We start from the raw sequence: 14,179 nt of genomic DNA, 5'->3' as shown, positions 1-14,179 counted from the left end.
GCTACTGGGCGGGCCTGTATGGGGATGACCCGCTACTGCTGTCCCTGCCAGGGATCAGGACTCCTGACATGGAGCGGAAATCTTCTGGGGGTCAGGGCTTGCTTTTGATCTCGTAGCGCAGTCTGAGTTCGGTGCCTGGGTAGGTGGTGGCGGTCGCGGTGAGGTGCTCGCAGAGCTCGGCGACGGCGGAGGTCTCCCGTGCGGTGGGCATCGGGTCCAGGCGGATCGTGAGGGTGGCGGCGTGCGGGTCGGGCAGGATGTCGCCGGTGCGGGTCAGGACCTGCCGTGTGAGGGTGTAGGCCTCCTGGGCGGCGCGGGCGTAGCCGGTGCTGATCCGGATGTCGCGGGCGATCGTCGTGGTGGTGTTGAACGCGGCCATCCTGATCGCGTGGTGGACCAGCTTGGTCTCGGTGTCCAGGACCTGCTGGCCCGGGGCCAGGTCCCCCAGCCGGACGCGGGTCGGGACCTGGGCGTGGACGGCGCGCGCGGTGACCAGGTCGTCCTGGGCCGCGTGCCAGGGGCTGGTGATCGCGTCGTGGGCCCGGTTGTCCAGCCGCGTCTCGCGGCTGCCTTTGCCCGGGGTGCGGGCGGCCAGCAGTCCGGCCTGCGCGCGGGCCTTCTCCCGTTCGGCCCGGGCCCGGGCGTTCGCGACGTCCTTGTGCGCGGCACGCTTGGCCGGGTTCGGCACGGACCGGTCGGGGTCGTCCTCGTGTGCGGCGTAGGAGTCGTGGGCGTCCAGGCCCAGGTGGGTGCGGGCGTAGCGGAAGTAGTTCTCCTGCCGCCATCGCGAGCCCATCCGGTAGATGACCTGGGCGGGGTCCAGGTCGGTTCGGGTGGTCAGCACGTGCACCTGCTTCGTGATGCCCTTCTTGGTGTCCAGGCGCGTGACCTGCCGCATCGTGAACAACTCGTCCTTCCCGGTCTGCTCGTCCTTGGAGCCCAGGGGCAGGTCCACGACCGTGTCGGCCAGCCTCCAGACGTGCTCCCGCCCGGCCTCGTCGACGAGCGTGACGTCGGTGAACTCCTCGACGGGCACGTCGTGGGCGGGTCCCTTGCGCCAGGTCAGGACGTCGAACCCTGCCGCGTGCATGTGCGCGAACAACGCTGGTGACCAGCCGCCGCGGTCGAAGCCGGCCAGCACCCGCCGGTCGTCGCCGACGGCGGCGCGCAGCCGGGGAAGCAGCCGACGCAGCTCACCGGCCAGGGAGGCGCCCGGTTCGGCCATCACCACCAGGACCGGGTCGCCTTCGGCGTCGCTCACCCAGGTCTCCACGGTGGCCGGGGCGGGGAACCGGAGCCTGGACAGGTGGGTCTTGGCGATCTTCCTCGTGCCGGTGTAGGCGCGCACGTGCCCGTCGACGTAGAGCACCATCCCTACCTCGGCCTGGGCGTCGCCGTCATTGCCGTCCTCGCTGTCGCCGGTGGGCAGGGTGGGCCGGTGCAGGTGGTGGGCAGCGAGGGCGGCGAGCAGGTCGGCGGCCCGCTCCTGGGTGGCGAGCTGGGCGATCTTGCGGCGGACGGTCTTGACCTCCGGGGCCCGGTCCATGCCCAGCACCCGGCCCAGGTCGGCCGGTGCGAACCGGGCCGCGCCCTCGGCCCGCGGTTCCCCGGCCAGGGCACGGAAGACGCCCTCGAGCAGCATCGTGTCCAGCCCGTAGAACCCGTCCGGCAAAGCCCCGTAGACGTCCTTGGCGCAGTCCAGCAACCCGGTGGCGCCCAGGGCGGGCAGGGACAGCAGCAGCCCGGCCAGCGGGACCCGGCCGGCCGGGGTGAACACCGGTTCCGCGGCCGCCAGCAGCCCGGCCCGGGCCGCGGAACGCTCACCGGCCCGGGCGACCGGTACAGCCAGCACCGGCACCTGCACGACCTCGTCGCGTACCTCGGCCTCTTCCTGCTCCTCCGCCTCGCCGTCCTCCGCCTCGGCGTCCTCGGCCTGCGGGGCCAGGGCGCGACGCACCGAGTCGGTCGAGACGTCGGCAGCCTCGGCGACCGCCCGCAACGAGCCGCCCGCCTCGCGCAGGGCGCGGATCTGGGCGATCCTGGCCGGAGTCAGCTTCGACGGGCCCTTCGGCCCGGGCCGTCCGGGCAGGAGCCCGGCCGTCCCGGAGGCCTCCATCGCCCGCGTCCACTGGCGCAGCGTCTCCCGGTCGATGCCGAACCCGGCCGCGACCGCGGCCCCGCTCGCCGCGCCGACCGCCATCAGCTGTACCGCCGCCAGCCGGCGCCCGACCCGGTCCCCCGGGCCCCACAGGTAGGCCAGCTCGCCGCGCACGTACACCTGACCCGACCCGTCGTCCCCCTCCACCAGGGCGGCGACCGCCCCGATGTCGACGGCGTCGGCCGGGACCAGCGGCAGCGGTGCCTGAGCAGTCATGACCGACATTCTGACAACCCCTCCGACCAAGGCAAACCTACGACTGAATTATCTCACATCGAGGCTGCCGGGACCCGCACATTCCCCAGCAAACACGCCGGTCAGACCCCAGCTATGTCAGGAGTCCTGGCCCCAGGGCCACACCAAGACCAGCGCCGCGATCGCGCACGCCGATATGACGGCGCCGATGCCGGCTCGCAGCGCCGGCACCCACCGCGGCTGCATGAGCCACAGTTGCGAGTCGGCAGGGCCAGGTCGGGTGCTCACCCGCCTAGCCTCCCACCCCCGACGCCACCCACGCCTCCTGGACAGGACAGTTGTCTCTCCCTTATTGATGACCTGGCCCACCTGAGCCATGCATCCGTCCCGCCCGGTGAATGGGACAGATCATGGCCGTCGTCAAGCAGGCCGACGAGGTAGATCCCTGGCTGCAGGCCCCGGCTAGCGGCCACGTGTCCACGGGTGGTGGACCTACGACCGTCGTGAGGCGGGGCTGCCTGAGCAACAGTGCGTGCGACGATGGACGTTCTTGATTTCGTGTTCAACTGAGAGGGGTGGTGAAGTGGATGTCAATGCGGGGGAACCGGTAGAGAGTTCTGCAGCGCTGGGCCGCCGGGGGGTGCTGCGCCTTGGGGTCGCTGGGCTTGCCTCAGTGCTGTCCGCCTGCGCGGATCCGGGTCGGGCTCGTGAGCGCCCTCTATCCACGCAACCCTCCATCGATGGCGAGTCAGCCACCACCGCCTCGGACGCCAGCGATTCCCAGGCCGCACCCACCGAGGCTGCAATGACGCCGTCGGCACCCGCCCTGCCAACACGTGAAGACGTCGTCCACACCTTTGGCGCACAGGCCCCGGCCACCTTCGGGTTGGAGGTGCCCGGAATCCTGCTGAGCCATGCTGGTGCAGGCGTGGCGCTCACCTTCGACCTGTGCGGGGGTCCGCACGGCGAGAGCTTCGACCACGCGTTGTGGACGCTGTTGCAGAAACACGGGATCGCGTCCACGTTCTTCGTGAACTCTCGCTGGCTGACCGCCAACCCATCTCTCGCACGCGAGCTCGCCGCCGACCCAATGATCGAGATCGCCAACCACGGGCACGAGCACCGGCCTTTGACGGTCGACGGGAGCGCCGCCTATGGGATCAGAGGCACCCGCGATGCGGGGGCCGCCTACGACGAGGTGGCCGCACCGGTCGCCGCGCTCACCAAGCTCAGCGGGACAGCTCCCCTGTGGTTCCGGTCCGGCACGGCCCATTGTGACGACGTCGGCGTCAGGATCTCCGAAGCGCTCGGTCAGCGAGTGGTCAACTTCAGCATCAACGGCGACGCCGGTGCCACGTTCAGCGCCGGGCAGGTGGCCACGGAGGTCGGCCGTGCGGGCGACGGTGACATCGTGATCGCCCACGCCAACCAGCCTGGGTCCGGCACGGCGGCAGGTATGGCGCTCGCCCTGCCGGAAATGTTGGCGCGAGGCGTCACCTTCGCGCGGCTCGCTGACGTGCTGCCGGCCGCGTCAGTGCTGGATGTCGATCACTAGACGCTCCGGCTCGCTGAGCCAGAACACTCTGAACGGCGCTTGCGTCTGCGTCCCGATGAAGACCTGCACCTGGCCCTCAAACGGAGCCGCTCGCAGGACCTGCGTGACCTGCTGCAGTTCGCCGCCATCCACCATCAGAAAACCCGGGTCGTATGCGGTGTTACCGGGCTCGGGGTAGGCCATGCCTTGGGCACTGATTTGAAGGGTGAAATCCCCGACAAGATCGACCGGGTCACCACTGCCGTCCAGCCCGGGTGCCTCCACATACTTCACGATCCAGCCAGCCTGTCCAGTCCCCGACATGTCTAGTACGACCCGGTCGTAACCGTCCTGAAGGCCAAGCCGCACGTCGTCGATGATCAGCTGGGTGTCCGTTGCTGGGTCCTGCTGGGCGGTCGCAGCTGCCGCCACAAAGCCGGGCAGGTCCGACGGTGCGTCCTGGGTGCCCGCCGGGTCAGCACTGGTCTCGGTGCCCGTCTCGGTGCTGCCCTCAGTGCTGGCCAGAGGTGAAGTGGTAACGCCTCCGCTCGACCCCGTTGCCGACCCTGTGTCTGGAGAGCCCGTGGATTCGGTGGCCGCCGGGCCTGACGTCGCGCTCGGCAGCGGTTCGGTGGTCGTGCCCGGATCGACCTGGGTGCTGCACGCGGCCAGCACCAAGGCGGTGACCGAGATCATTGCCGTCTGCACCTTGCTGGTCCGGCCGCTCATCTGCCCAAACTACACGTCCCCGCTCGGTTTGGGGCCGTCAGACGACGGCGTGACCGAACCTTCCCGATCGAGGGTGTAGGGCCGGCTTTCACTCTCGGGGACGGGATCGCTCGCGGGGCGAGTCTCGGTGAGAGGCCGCGGGTTACGGATCCGATGACGGGCAAGAAAATTGCCAGACTCGGCCTTTTCCGCCTGCTTCAAGGTGGCCTCCGCCACCGGCGCGGGCGACGCCAGGCCTAGCTCTCGCAGCGTCGGCTCCGCCTGGGCCGCACGCCGCTCGAAGGCATGCAGCTCGGCCAGCTCCACTGGGTTCAGGCGACCCTTCGACTCGAAGTACTTCAGGCGCGGATAGCGCCCCGCCATGGCTACACCCCAGTTGATGGCGGGGTCCCACCAGGCGTTGATCTCGCGGCCCTTGCCGGTGGCCTCGTGGGCCAGCACATCGTCGAGCGCGCCCGCCAAGAGCTTGAGGTCGAAAGCGACACCGGGTATGCCGTCGATGCTGCCCCTCGCGTACGAATCGACCCCCGTGCGTGACGGTCCGGTGCGGGTGTCGCGATATCGACTGAGCAACAACATGTCGCTTGCCAACACTGGCTCGTTGACAGGTAGCCGGGGTGCGTCCACCTCACCCATGAGTTGTCCCCACGACATTCGGATGAAAGTGTGGTGCTCTTCAAGGCCCGGAGTCGTGCAGCGGAGCCCGACGGCATACGCCTCCAACGGCTCACTCAAGAATTGGAACCCGGCGTAGCGAGCCCAGCGAACGACCAGAAAATCTTGAGGGCTGGACCCGGGCAGATGAAAGTCGACCTCGGCCACATAGTCAAGCACGATCTGGACCTGTGCATCAGTGAGTTCGAGGTCTTCGTGCAGCGGAAACATCCCGTTGAAGGTGTTGCGCACGGGACGGGGCCACTGCGCCACGCGAGCGTCGAGCTCCGCCTGGGTCCGTGGAGGAACGTCTCCCCTCACTCGGGACATGGTGCTTTTCCTTCCCGTGTTGCCAGTCATCAGATCAGCTGGTTTCGGTCATAGAAATCGGCATCCTCGAAGTAGCCCCCGCGTCCTTCACCGACGATGTCGTAGCGGTTGACTACCTCGATGCGTTCCAGCCACTTCAGGCTTCGGAACCCGGTCGAGGTCTCGACGCGTAGCCGCACCGGTGCGCCGTTTTTAGCCGGGATCTCACCGTCGTCGTTGAGTTCGAAGGCGATCAGCGTCTGCGGCATCCGTGCCTCCACCATGGGGTTGGACTCGTAGTACATGCCGCCCTCATAGAGCGCGTCGTCGCGGCCCATGTCCTGGAAGCTCGTGTAGACGACGTCCGTGGCGCCCGGGAGCGGGACAGCGAGGTCCAGCAGGTCAGACACTGCGATTCCACGCCACTTGCCGATGGAGGTGAAACCCTGGACGCAGTGGTGGAGCGTCGTCTGGGAATGTCCGTCCGCGAGATCTCGCAGATCTTGCAAAGTCAGCGTCATCGGACGTTCGACATAGCCGCCGATCTCGAGCACGTAATCGTCTTCGTAGCCATTGGCCATCATCGCCAAGTACTCGTCAGCCTCTGGCGGTCTGCCACTGCCACGGAAGTTGTGGGTGGTGTTGGCCAGTCCCCTGTCCTCACCCGACACGTTGGAGCGCTCGTAGTGCATCCGGGCGGGCAGTTTGTAGAGGAGGTTCGACCATGGCCTGACGACCACGTTAGCGAGCCTCTCGACGGCGCGGCCATCCTTGAGCGTCCATGTGGTGGCGACCACGTGCAGGATGACCACGAACACGAGACCGAGGGAGAACATCAGCCCGCCAGCCAGTGGGCGGTCTGAATTCCCGAACACCATCTTGGCCGTCTCGTGCATGTAGCCGTGGATGACCACCATGATCACGTGGACCACAAAGAATGCGACGTAGCCAATGAGGCAAAAGAAGTGGATGCTGCGGATGACCTGGCGGCCACCGACCGCGCGAGTGATGCGCGAGAAGTAGTTAGCGATAGCCGGTGACTGGAACGCGCCCGTGATGATCACCAGCGGCGTGAGGAGCAGGATCACTGCTCCATAGGTCAGCTGCTGAATGCTGTTGAAGGCCGCGCCCGCCACTGGCTCGGGGACCTGGAAAGCCAGGTAGGAGAGCATGTCATTGCCAGCCTGCACGAAGACGTCCAGCGACGTGGGGACGTAGCGTCGCCACTGTCCCGTGGCGATCAGCAGTACGAAGTAGATCACCCAACTGGCGACGAATCCCGTGACGGTGATGAAGTGCCAGTAGCGGCCCAGACCCAGCAGCCCCCGGCCGGGCATCGAGATCCGGGGCGAGTAGTCGTCATACTCACCACCGACCGTGTAGTACTTGTGCTTCGGCTGCTCCTGGATAGTGAACTGAGCCCAGGACGTGCCCGAGACGTTGTGCTGCGAGCGGTACAACTTGGGGTAGGTGCCCAGAATCTCGATCCCTGAGCGGACCAGGAAGGAGATGAAGATGATGTTGAGGAAGTGCTCCACGCGGAGCCACCAGGGAAATCCTAGATCCATGCCGGAGCTCCTTTTAGTCCATGAAGTTCTGGTTGTCCGGCGCCGCGACGATCATGCCGTAACGCAACGCTGCGACCAGGACCAGATAGGCTAACGATAAAAGCAAGACCAGGTTCCACATGGCCGCCTGCGGGATGCTGGCGCCGTTCCAGACATACGGTGGGGTGCCAGCGAGACCGAGGAGATAGGTGAGGATGGCAGCACCCGCAATTGCGGTGCCCCAGGCCCAGAGCCGGGCCGACGTCGCGAGTCCGACGACCACGAAGACCAGTGCGGCTCCGCCGATCGTCCACAGGATCGGGTCGGCGAAGGGAAACGGTTCGATGTCACCGAGCGCGGTCACCGCGGCAGCAACGCCAATGAATGCCACGACTGCCAGGAGAGTCAGCCGGACGGTGCGCGGGAGATTGATGCGTATGTAGCGCGCGAATGGGGCGCGCTGCTTCCCTGGCTTGATGTGCTCAGAGACCCGTTCCGTCGCGTTCGTCGTACCCCGGAAGTCGACACCCGCCAGCAGGGCCGGAGAACGCTCGTCTCCCCTCATGGCGTGCTCCCTCTCATGCGGATGGCTCACTGCGTCGGCAGAGTGTCTTTAGGCTACCGCGCAGGGCTTCTCCTAGCTCAGGTGGGTTGGGACCTGGCGCGCACTTGCGGAGGCTGGGGTCGAGTCCCTGCGGTGCGGGCAACCAAGGCCCCACGCGAGGGGCAGTAGACTTCCAACCGCGCACTTGCTGGCCGCCAAGATCATGGTCCGCTCAGTCTGAAGAGTAGGAAGGACAGGCACACATGTCACCCATGGTGGTGTTTGGACTCATTGCCTCGGTTGCGCTGCTCGCGGCGTTCGCCCTGCTGAACCTCGGCAAGCTGACCCCGGACCATTACACCTACCAGGTCCTCAACTTTGTCGGCGCGGGCTTCCTCACCGCGTCTGCTGCCGATCCGTTCAATATCGGTGTTTTTTGGACCGAGCTGATCTGGTCACTCCTGGGTCTTTTTGGAATCATGAAGATCTGGTTCAGCAGAAGGAAAGCACGAGTTGAGTCAGACGCGCCTGCCTGAGATAACCACTCCACGGAAAGGGATGTAGAAGATGGTTTATTCGTATGGAATTGGCATCGTCGCCGGCGTCTTTTTCGTGGTGGCGTATGGCGCACTCAATTTTGGTCTGGTCGGCTCGACCTCCCCGTTCTATCAGTCCTTGAATTTCCTTGGCGCCATCGGCTTCACTTATACGGCGATCCGTCCGTTCAACCCGGGCCTGTTCATCTTAGAAGTCATCTGGGCAGCAGTCGCTCTTTACGGACTCTGGAAGATCTGGACTAAACGGTCGGAGCCTGATACGGAGACCACCGCCCTCAACGCCGAGGCTTGAGTCACGGCGACCTGCACCACACACGCCAGACTGGAGGCGCGATGAAACTTCTTCTCACCTCCGGCGGTGTGAGGAACCGCACTATTCATGACGCGCTGGTTGACCTGCTGGGCAAACCAATCGCCGACTCGCACGCTCTCTGCATCCCCACCGCTCAGTACGGGCACCCCCTGTGCACGCCTGAGTCGGCCTGGCGCTTCATCGCCGGCCACACCCCCGCACCCATGAGCGAATTGGGCTGGAAGTCGTTGGGAATGTTGGAGCTCACTGCGCTGCCTAGCATTGGAGAGGGTCGCTGGGTGCCATGGGTTGAGCAGGCTGACGCCCTGCTCGTCGACGGCGGCGATGCGACATACCTGTGTCACTGGATGCGGCAGTCCGGGCTCGCGGACCTCCTGCCCTCCCTGGACAACACGGTCTGGGTGGGAGTCAGCGCCGGGAGCATGGTCATGACTCCCCGCATCGGTGCGCAATTCGTCCAGTGGCCATCCGCGCCGGACGACCGCACCCTAGGATTCGTCGACTTCTCGATTTTCCCGCACCTTGACGCCTTTGCGCAGAACACCATCGCGGAGGCGGAGAAGTGGGCAGCGGACCTTGGCGTCCCGGCCTACGCGATCGACGAGCAGACGGCCATCAAGGTCGTCGACGGCTCCATAGAGGTGGTCTCCGAAGGACGGTGGCGCACATTCGGGACAGCCACGACGTCTTGAGTCCCACCGACAGTTTCTTCACGTCCCCTGTGAGGGCGGCGATGGCTGGCGTGGTGAGGCTAGGCCTGCTCTCCCTCACAGAGTCAACGCTGCAAAAAATGCGGTGTAGGCAGCCAATGCTCCGACCGCAGCCCACCTCACCACCTGTCTAGGCGCCCGCAGCGCCCACCCGGCGGCGGCGAACGTTAGCAGTGCCCAGCACCCTGAATGCGCGTAGTGGATCAACCAGGACTGGAGCGCCCGGACGTCCCCCGCCTTCTCCGGCACCACGACAAGAAAAGTTACTGCCAGAGCCGTTGCTCCGAGAGACGCCAAGCCCCCGACGACGCCGCGATGCCTGCTCGCCAGCATGCCGAGGCGCGACGGTGGTCCGGTCGATGTCGGGGACGTTGCCATGGCCTTGTTCCGTCTCGGGTGTGCGGGCAGGGGTGCGCGGTGGATGCCGTGCGCCTCACGGCTGCCACGTGTAAGGAATTTACTGTGACACCTCTGCGGCTTGTTCGTCGCCCGCGACCAGATGGTCAGTTGGCTAGAGCTCATCAGTGGGGCTCTTCAGCTCACCTATACCGTGGGTGCCCTGCAGGAGATCGGTGCCAGGAGCCGCAGGATCTTGCCCAGCTAGGCTTCCCAGAAACGGCGTCGCCCGTCCCGTTTCGCGTAGACCTCCTAGCCCGGTGTCATCATCGCCTAGCCGTCGGCGATCCGGTCGGCTGCTTCGTCGGCCATCGCTCGCAGTTTCTCTGCTCCAAGGTCGAGGCCGACCGATTCCACGAACACGGTCACCTCGTCCGCGACGAAGAAGTATCCGTAGGCGAAGTTGTCGTCGCTGGCGGCCGCGAAGGCGGGGTCGGTAAGCAACACGGCGGAGGTGCCCGGTCCGTTCTGGGGCACCGCCACCGGTTCGACGTCGATGTTGTAGGCACGCCCGCTGTGGTCGTCGATGAGAGATGTGGCAGCAGATTCGAGAGTGAGTCGCAGCTTGAGGCCGGTGGACCCCTCCTCCCAGGCACACGAGGGACGAGGGCCCCGGCGCAACGGCTCCTGGAACTCGTAGGGCGTGCCCAGCATGGTTTTCTCGCCCTGCATCAAGTCATTGAGGTATGCCGGATCGAGTAGCGCACAGGGTTCACCGGCCACGGGCACGCTCCCGCCATCAGTCGACTCGGAGGCGGTGGACTGAGCCACGGGCGTCGATGCGTCAGGCGACTCCCCGGTCATCATCTCCTCGTGTGTAGCACTGCTCGAGGGCTCCGCTCCGGGGTCGGCAGCTCCCTCGCCACCTCCGCACCCCGACAGCAGGACCGCCCCGACGATCAAGAAGCCGAACACACCATTCCTCATAGTAAGAATGCTGCCGTGCTATCGGGGCGTCGGCAATGGTCCGTTGGTGGTAGCCGTGAGTACCCTGAAGGGATGACCAGTGCCGTCGACGACGCGGATCTGGCTCGCGTGTGGGCCTTCGTGGAGAGGGTGCACGCGGCGGGTGACACCGATGAGGTCCAGGCAATTACCCATCTCGGACTGCTCGACCTGGTGCCGTGCGATTCGACGTCCTTCAATTGGGTCGCCCCCGATCAGGTGCACGCGAGCATCCATCCTTCACCGGGGCGCGCGGAGCTTGACCACTTCCAACCAATGCTGGCGCGGAGATGGCGGGAGAACCCGCTCGCCGAACACTTCCGGCGGACCGCTGACACCCGCCCGCTCACCTGGGGCGACGTCACCGACGCTGGCGTATGGCGGTCCTCGTCGTTCTTCCAGGAGTTCTACGCCCCCCTCGGGGTTTGGGACCAACTTGGCATCCGCATCCCCAGCCCGCCCGGGGTGGTCGGTGGGCTGGTGCTCAATAGCCGTGAGTCCTTCACCGACCGTGACCGGGCGGTGCTGGGGCTGGTAGGTGGGCATATAGCGCACCGGTTGCACGTCCTGGGTGAGGTTTCGGCTGTCAGACAGGGGTTGCGCGGGGCCGGGTGGGAGGTCATCAGCGTCGACCACAACCACCGCGTGATGGCAGTCGAAGGTGCGACCGCAATCGCCGAGGGATGCCGTGAGAGTGAGCCCCTCCCGGCGCCCCTGACCAGTCTCTTGGAGTTCGACCCCGCCTGGCCGGTCGGAGGGCCGCTCCCGCCGACGGAGCCGCGGACGCTAGAGACGTCTGTCGGCCCGGTCACCGCCTTCGTGGTGCGGGGGTGGCTGGGGCCTCACACGGTCTTCCTTCGGGTCGACGACGTTCACGGTCAGCAGCCCGTGGATCGCGCAACCCTCGTCGAGCAAGGACTCACGCCGCGCCAGAGCGAGGTGGCACTGTTGCTGGCGCAAGGACAGAGCAACCAGCGAATCGCCTCCACCCTGGACATCAGCCTCGGCACGGTCAAGAAGCACTGCCAGCAAGTCTTCTGCGCGCTAGACGTTGACAACCGGGCGGCCGCGGCGGCGGTGTTGGTCAGGATGATCGGCTGAGCATTTCCGGCGACCGACAGCCCCGACGAGGCTGGACACGCGGGGCGCTCAGTTGGCCCAGTGCGCAAATCCGACCCTACTGTCCACCGCAGGCGGCTCGTCCTTGAGCGTGGATGCGTCGGCCTCGCTGGGACTCAATTCGACTGTCGTGGGCCGAGCCGGTCGTCGTGGCCGGGTCGCCGTCACCACGGCTAGACCGGCCAGGACCGTGCCAGCCGCTTCGGCGACCGCGCTAAGGGTCTTTTCGGCAAACCAGATGGGCTCGTACATGGCCGGGATCGGTCCGATAGCGGGGATGTCGATATAGCGGTAGACCATGACGGCCGCGAACGCCGACACGGTGACGAGTCCGGCAACGATGAATGCTCTGCGGGAGCCTCGCGCCAAGACGTAGATGGCGGCAAGTACGGCAATCGCTGCTTGGATCCTGAAGATGTTCCCGGCACCGATCCCGCCTGGGGCTGCCAGTTGATAATTAGCCGCGAGATGGACGTGGACAACTGCGTCGACAACTAGGGCCGCAGCAACGAGGAGACGGAAAGCGACGTTCATGTCTTCACGACCAAGGTTCCTTGCATGTTCCCGTGGAAGGTGCAGTGGAAGGCAAAGGTGCCTGGCTTGCTCGGAGCGGTGAATGTCACGCTCCCGTTGCCGGGAACGGTGACGTCGAACGCCTCCCCGTCATCAGAGGTGACTGTGTGGGAGGCAGAGTCGTTGTTCGTGACCGTCACTGTCGCTCCGGGAGCAACTGTCGCGGGCGTCTCATACTTGAAATCTTCGATCGTGATGGACACCGTCTGACCAGTGGTCGAACTCGTCTCCTCCGGCGGCGAGGTGGCCGAGGATGGCTGGGCTGACGTCGAGGTCGATGGAGCTGGCGCGGGACCTTGCTCGTTGCTCCCAGACGTGCCACAGGCGGTCAGCGCAAGGAGCGCAGCCACGCCTCCGCTCACCAATCCGATCTTCGAGAGGGTCATCTTGTCTCCTTCGTCAGTTGTGGTCGACAGGGGTTCGTAGCGACCCATGGCCCTGGATGGGGTCGGACGGCGCACGGGCACTGTTCCACCCGCCCCGTCAGAACGTGTCACCGGTGCGCCACGCCATCTCTTGCACGGTCCAGGTGTTGCCATCCACGTCTTCAAACCCCGCATACCGCACGCCCCCGCCGACGTCTCGAACCACCACGGAGGGGTCAACTGGACGACCCGCACCCCATCCATCGGTCGCACGTCAAGGTCCTCGATGAAGCCGAGACCGACGCGGGGCTAGCTCCCAGTGTCGACGGTGAAGCTGAGTACCGGCGGCACGGCCGGGTTGGCTTGGAGCAGCACCACCCGGCTCACGACTCCGCTCTCGGGGTTCCACTGCAGCAACCACACTCCCGCGGCCGTAGCGTTCGTATAGAGGGGGATGCGCTGCTCGGAGAAGCCGACGACCTGGCAGCACCCCTTGTTCCGGGCGGGTGACTCACCCATCACCAGCAGCCGTCGTCCGCTGGGGTCGGAGAGCGGCACCGAGAGAAGGCCCTGGTATGGAGCCACGCCGCCGTCCGCGCTCAGAGCGTCGGTGAGGAAGACCGCGGATGCCGCCATCACGTCCGAGGAGAAGGTCTGACCGTACGGCTGGAGCACTGGTGCCCTCACCGCCGCAGTGGTCTTCTTCAGTCCCCCCGCTCCCACCTCGTGACCGAAGGACGCTCGTTCTCCTCCACCCCGATCACGTCCTTGGCCCCGGTATAGCCGGGGGGGAGTTGGTTCGCGGTCGGCGCCGGGGCTGCCGTGTCGATCTCCCAAGCCCCGTCGTCTCCACTGGCGACGACCGCGGACCCGACCCACCGCACCCGCTCGATCGTTTGAGACGGGACGGGGTAGCTGGTTACCGATCCGGTGACCAGCTCGATCACGACGACCTTGCTCGGTTGGGCAAAGGCCACACTGCGGTCAGACAGCGAACCGGTCAACAGCGGCACCGCCTGATTTCCACCGGCATCCTTCACCAAGCCCAGGCGGATGCCCGTTGTGACGAGGCTGCCGTCGAGTCGCGCGAACACGGGCTGGAACGTCGATGCGTCGGCGTAAGCCGGGGCGTCGACCGCTTCAAGGAAGACGGCGACCGGGAGGCGGGAGGGCCAGCTGGGGTCGTTGGCCACCAGGTCAGCGAGTTCGCGCCGAGTGGCGGTTGGGTCGATTTTTTCGAGCGGGCGACCTAGCCCGCATGCCGCGCTCGGGAGGCTCGCCTCGGTGCCCAGCGAGGGCGCGATGGCATACAGGGTGCCGTCCGGAGCCACTCTCCAGGCGGGGGAGGTCGCCGTCTGGGTGGTGGTGGAGACTGGCGTGCCTGGGGAAGGGGACGGGGTGCCATCGCCGGGAAGGAACGCGCTGGCCAGCACCGCGACGGCGACCGCTGCCGCGACACCGCCGAAGGCAGCGCGACGTGTCCGCCTCCGCTGGCCCACGCCGGGTCTTGAGGCAACGACCCCATCGGGTC

At 66.3% G+C, this 14,179-nt stretch carries 16 protein-coding genes; 5 read left to right on the top strand and 11 right to left on the bottom strand.

Translation table 11 applies throughout. From position 1 onward, the window contains the following. Window positions 1-91 precede the first annotated feature (91 nt). The gene (locus tag Q4P07_RS11865; RefSeq protein ID WP_303375124.1) at window positions 92-2,374 is read right to left on the bottom strand and encodes a putative transposase; all 2,283 of its coding nucleotides are present in this window, start codon (window positions 2,372-2,374) and stop codon (window positions 92-94) included. A gap of 117 nt (window positions 2,375-2,491) precedes the next feature. Next, complete coding sequence (locus Q4P07_RS11860; RefSeq protein ID WP_303375123.1) at window positions 2,492-2,641, bottom strand: hypothetical protein; 150 nt, start codon at window positions 2,639-2,641, stop codon at window positions 2,492-2,494. Window positions 2,642-3,158: 517 nt separating this feature from the next. On the opposite strand from Q4P07_RS11860, the gene Q4P07_RS11855 reads away from it, so the two are divergent. Further along, window positions 3,159-3,908 carry a polysaccharide deacetylase family protein gene (locus Q4P07_RS11855; protein ID WP_303375122.1) on the top strand — a complete coding sequence of 250 codons (750 nt, stop codon included), beginning with the start codon at window positions 3,159-3,161 and terminating at the stop codon, window positions 3,906-3,908. Here Q4P07_RS11855 and Q4P07_RS11850 read toward each other — a convergent pair. From Q4P07_RS11850 to Q4P07_RS11835, 4 genes are all read right to left on the bottom strand, one after another. Continuing rightward, window positions 3,885-4,616, bottom strand: a complete 732-nt coding sequence (locus Q4P07_RS11850; protein ID WP_303375121.1) for an AMIN domain-containing protein — start codon at window positions 4,614-4,616, stop codon at window positions 3,885-3,887. The genes Q4P07_RS11855 and Q4P07_RS11850 overlap by 24 nt on opposite strands. A 9-nt stretch (window positions 4,617-4,625) precedes the next feature. Then, window positions 4,626-5,522 carry a hypothetical protein gene (locus tag Q4P07_RS11845; RefSeq protein WP_303375120.1) on the bottom strand — a complete coding sequence of 299 codons (897 nt, stop codon included), beginning with the start codon at window positions 5,520-5,522 and terminating at the stop codon, window positions 4,626-4,628. Window positions 5,523-5,629: 107 nt separating this feature from the next. Then, window positions 5,630-7,147 (bottom strand): molybdopterin-dependent oxidoreductase, encoded by a 1,518-nt coding sequence (locus Q4P07_RS11840; RefSeq protein WP_303375119.1) that lies wholly within the window; start codon window positions 7,145-7,147, stop codon window positions 5,630-5,632. Window positions 7,148-7,160: 13 nt separating this feature from the next. Continuing rightward, complete coding sequence (locus Q4P07_RS11835; protein WP_303375118.1) at window positions 7,161-7,691, bottom strand: hypothetical protein; 531 nt, start codon at window positions 7,689-7,691, stop codon at window positions 7,161-7,163. 242 nt (window positions 7,692-7,933) lie between these two features. Here Q4P07_RS11835 and Q4P07_RS11830 point away from each other — a divergent pair, with 242 nt between their 5' ends. From Q4P07_RS11830 to Q4P07_RS11820, 3 genes are read left to right on the top strand one after another with little or no spacing between them, the layout of a single operon-like run. Next, window positions 7,934-8,206, top strand: a complete 273-nt coding sequence (locus Q4P07_RS11830; RefSeq protein WP_303375117.1) for a transporter — start codon at window positions 7,934-7,936, stop codon at window positions 8,204-8,206. A gap of 31 nt (window positions 8,207-8,237) precedes the next feature. Further along, entirely contained in the window at window positions 8,238-8,519 is a 282-nt protein-coding gene (locus tag Q4P07_RS11825; RefSeq protein ID WP_303375116.1) for a transporter, read from the top strand. Window positions 8,520-8,560: 41 nt separating this feature from the next. Beyond that, window positions 8,561-9,232 (top strand): Type 1 glutamine amidotransferase-like domain-containing protein, encoded by a 672-nt coding sequence (locus Q4P07_RS11820; RefSeq protein WP_303375115.1) that lies wholly within the window; start codon window positions 8,561-8,563, stop codon window positions 9,230-9,232. 687 nt (window positions 9,233-9,919) lie between these two features. Here Q4P07_RS11820 and Q4P07_RS11815 read toward each other — a convergent pair. Beyond that, entirely contained in the window at window positions 9,920-10,573 is a 654-nt protein-coding gene (locus tag Q4P07_RS11815) for a hypothetical protein (RefSeq protein ID WP_303375114.1), read from the bottom strand. Between the two features lie 72 nt (window positions 10,574-10,645). Between Q4P07_RS11815 and Q4P07_RS11810 the strand changes: the two genes are divergently transcribed. Further along, complete coding sequence (locus Q4P07_RS11810; protein WP_303375113.1) at window positions 10,646-11,692, top strand: LuxR C-terminal-related transcriptional regulator; 1,047 nt, start codon at window positions 10,646-10,648, stop codon at window positions 11,690-11,692. A gap of 48 nt (window positions 11,693-11,740) precedes the next feature. Here the strand turns inward: Q4P07_RS11810 and Q4P07_RS11805 are convergent, their stop codons facing one another. The 4 genes from Q4P07_RS11805 to Q4P07_RS11790 all read right to left on the bottom strand — a co-directional run. Further along, window positions 11,741-12,244 (bottom strand): hypothetical protein, encoded by a 504-nt coding sequence (locus Q4P07_RS11805; protein WP_303375112.1) that lies wholly within the window; start codon window positions 12,242-12,244, stop codon window positions 11,741-11,743. Beyond that, window positions 12,241-12,669, bottom strand: coding sequence for a cupredoxin domain-containing protein (locus Q4P07_RS11800; protein ID WP_303375111.1), 429 nt, complete (start codon window positions 12,667-12,669; stop codon window positions 12,241-12,243). Before Q4P07_RS11800 ends, Q4P07_RS11805 begins: the two co-directional genes overlap by 4 nt. Before the next feature lie 288 nt (window positions 12,670-12,957). Then, window positions 12,958-13,335, bottom strand: a complete 378-nt coding sequence (locus tag Q4P07_RS11795; protein ID WP_303375110.1) for a hypothetical protein — start codon at window positions 13,333-13,335, stop codon at window positions 12,958-12,960. A 17-nt stretch (window positions 13,336-13,352) separates the two neighbouring features. Beyond that, a partial coding sequence (locus Q4P07_RS11790; protein ID WP_303375109.1) for a hypothetical protein occupies window positions 13,353-14,179 on the bottom strand: 827 nt, incomplete at its 5' end.

Source organism: Ornithinimicrobium sp., from assembly GCF_030537745.1.
Classification (GTDB): Bacteria; Actinomycetota; Actinomycetes; order Actinomycetales; family Dermatophilaceae; genus Ornithinicoccus.
The sequence above is the reverse complement of the archived record's forward strand: the minus strand, read 5'-3'. Positions and strand labels throughout refer to the sequence as shown.

Bases quoted from the DNA above. Each gene is read 5' to 3' on its own strand.
- Q4P07_RS11865 (WP_303375124.1), bottom strand. From the start codon at position 2,374: ATGACTGCTCAGGCACCGCTGCCGCTGGTCCCGGCCGACGCCGTCGAC.
- Q4P07_RS11855 (WP_303375122.1), top strand. From the start codon at position 3,159: ATGACGCCGTCGGCACCCGCCCTGCCAACACGTGAAGACGTCGTCCAC.
- Q4P07_RS11850 (WP_303375121.1), bottom strand. From the start codon at position 4,616: ATGAGCGGCCGGACCAGCAAGGTGCAGACGGCAATGATCTCGGTCACC.
- Q4P07_RS11840 (WP_303375119.1), bottom strand. From the start codon at position 7,147: ATGGATCTAGGATTTCCCTGGTGGCTCCGCGTGGAGCACTTCCTCAAC.
- Q4P07_RS11835 (WP_303375118.1), bottom strand. From the start codon at position 7,691: ATGAGGGGAGACGAGCGTTCTCCGGCCCTGCTGGCGGGTGTCGACTTC.
- Q4P07_RS11830 (WP_303375117.1), top strand. From the start codon at position 7,934: ATGTCACCCATGGTGGTGTTTGGACTCATTGCCTCGGTTGCGCTGCTC.
- Q4P07_RS11825 (WP_303375116.1), top strand. From the start codon at position 8,238: ATGGTTTATTCGTATGGAATTGGCATCGTCGCCGGCGTCTTTTTCGTG.
- Q4P07_RS11820 (WP_303375115.1), top strand. From the start codon at position 8,561: ATGAAACTTCTTCTCACCTCCGGCGGTGTGAGGAACCGCACTATTCAT.
- Q4P07_RS11815 (WP_303375114.1), bottom strand. From the start codon at position 10,573: ATGAGGAATGGTGTGTTCGGCTTCTTGATCGTCGGGGCGGTCCTGCTG.
- Q4P07_RS11810 (WP_303375113.1), top strand. From the start codon at position 10,646: ATGACCAGTGCCGTCGACGACGCGGATCTGGCTCGCGTGTGGGCCTTC.
- Q4P07_RS11805 (WP_303375112.1), bottom strand. From the start codon at position 12,244: ATGAACGTCGCTTTCCGTCTCCTCGTTGCTGCGGCCCTAGTTGTCGAC.
- Q4P07_RS11800 (WP_303375111.1), bottom strand. From the start codon at position 12,669: ATGACCCTCTCGAAGATCGGATTGGTGAGCGGAGGCGTGGCTGCGCTC.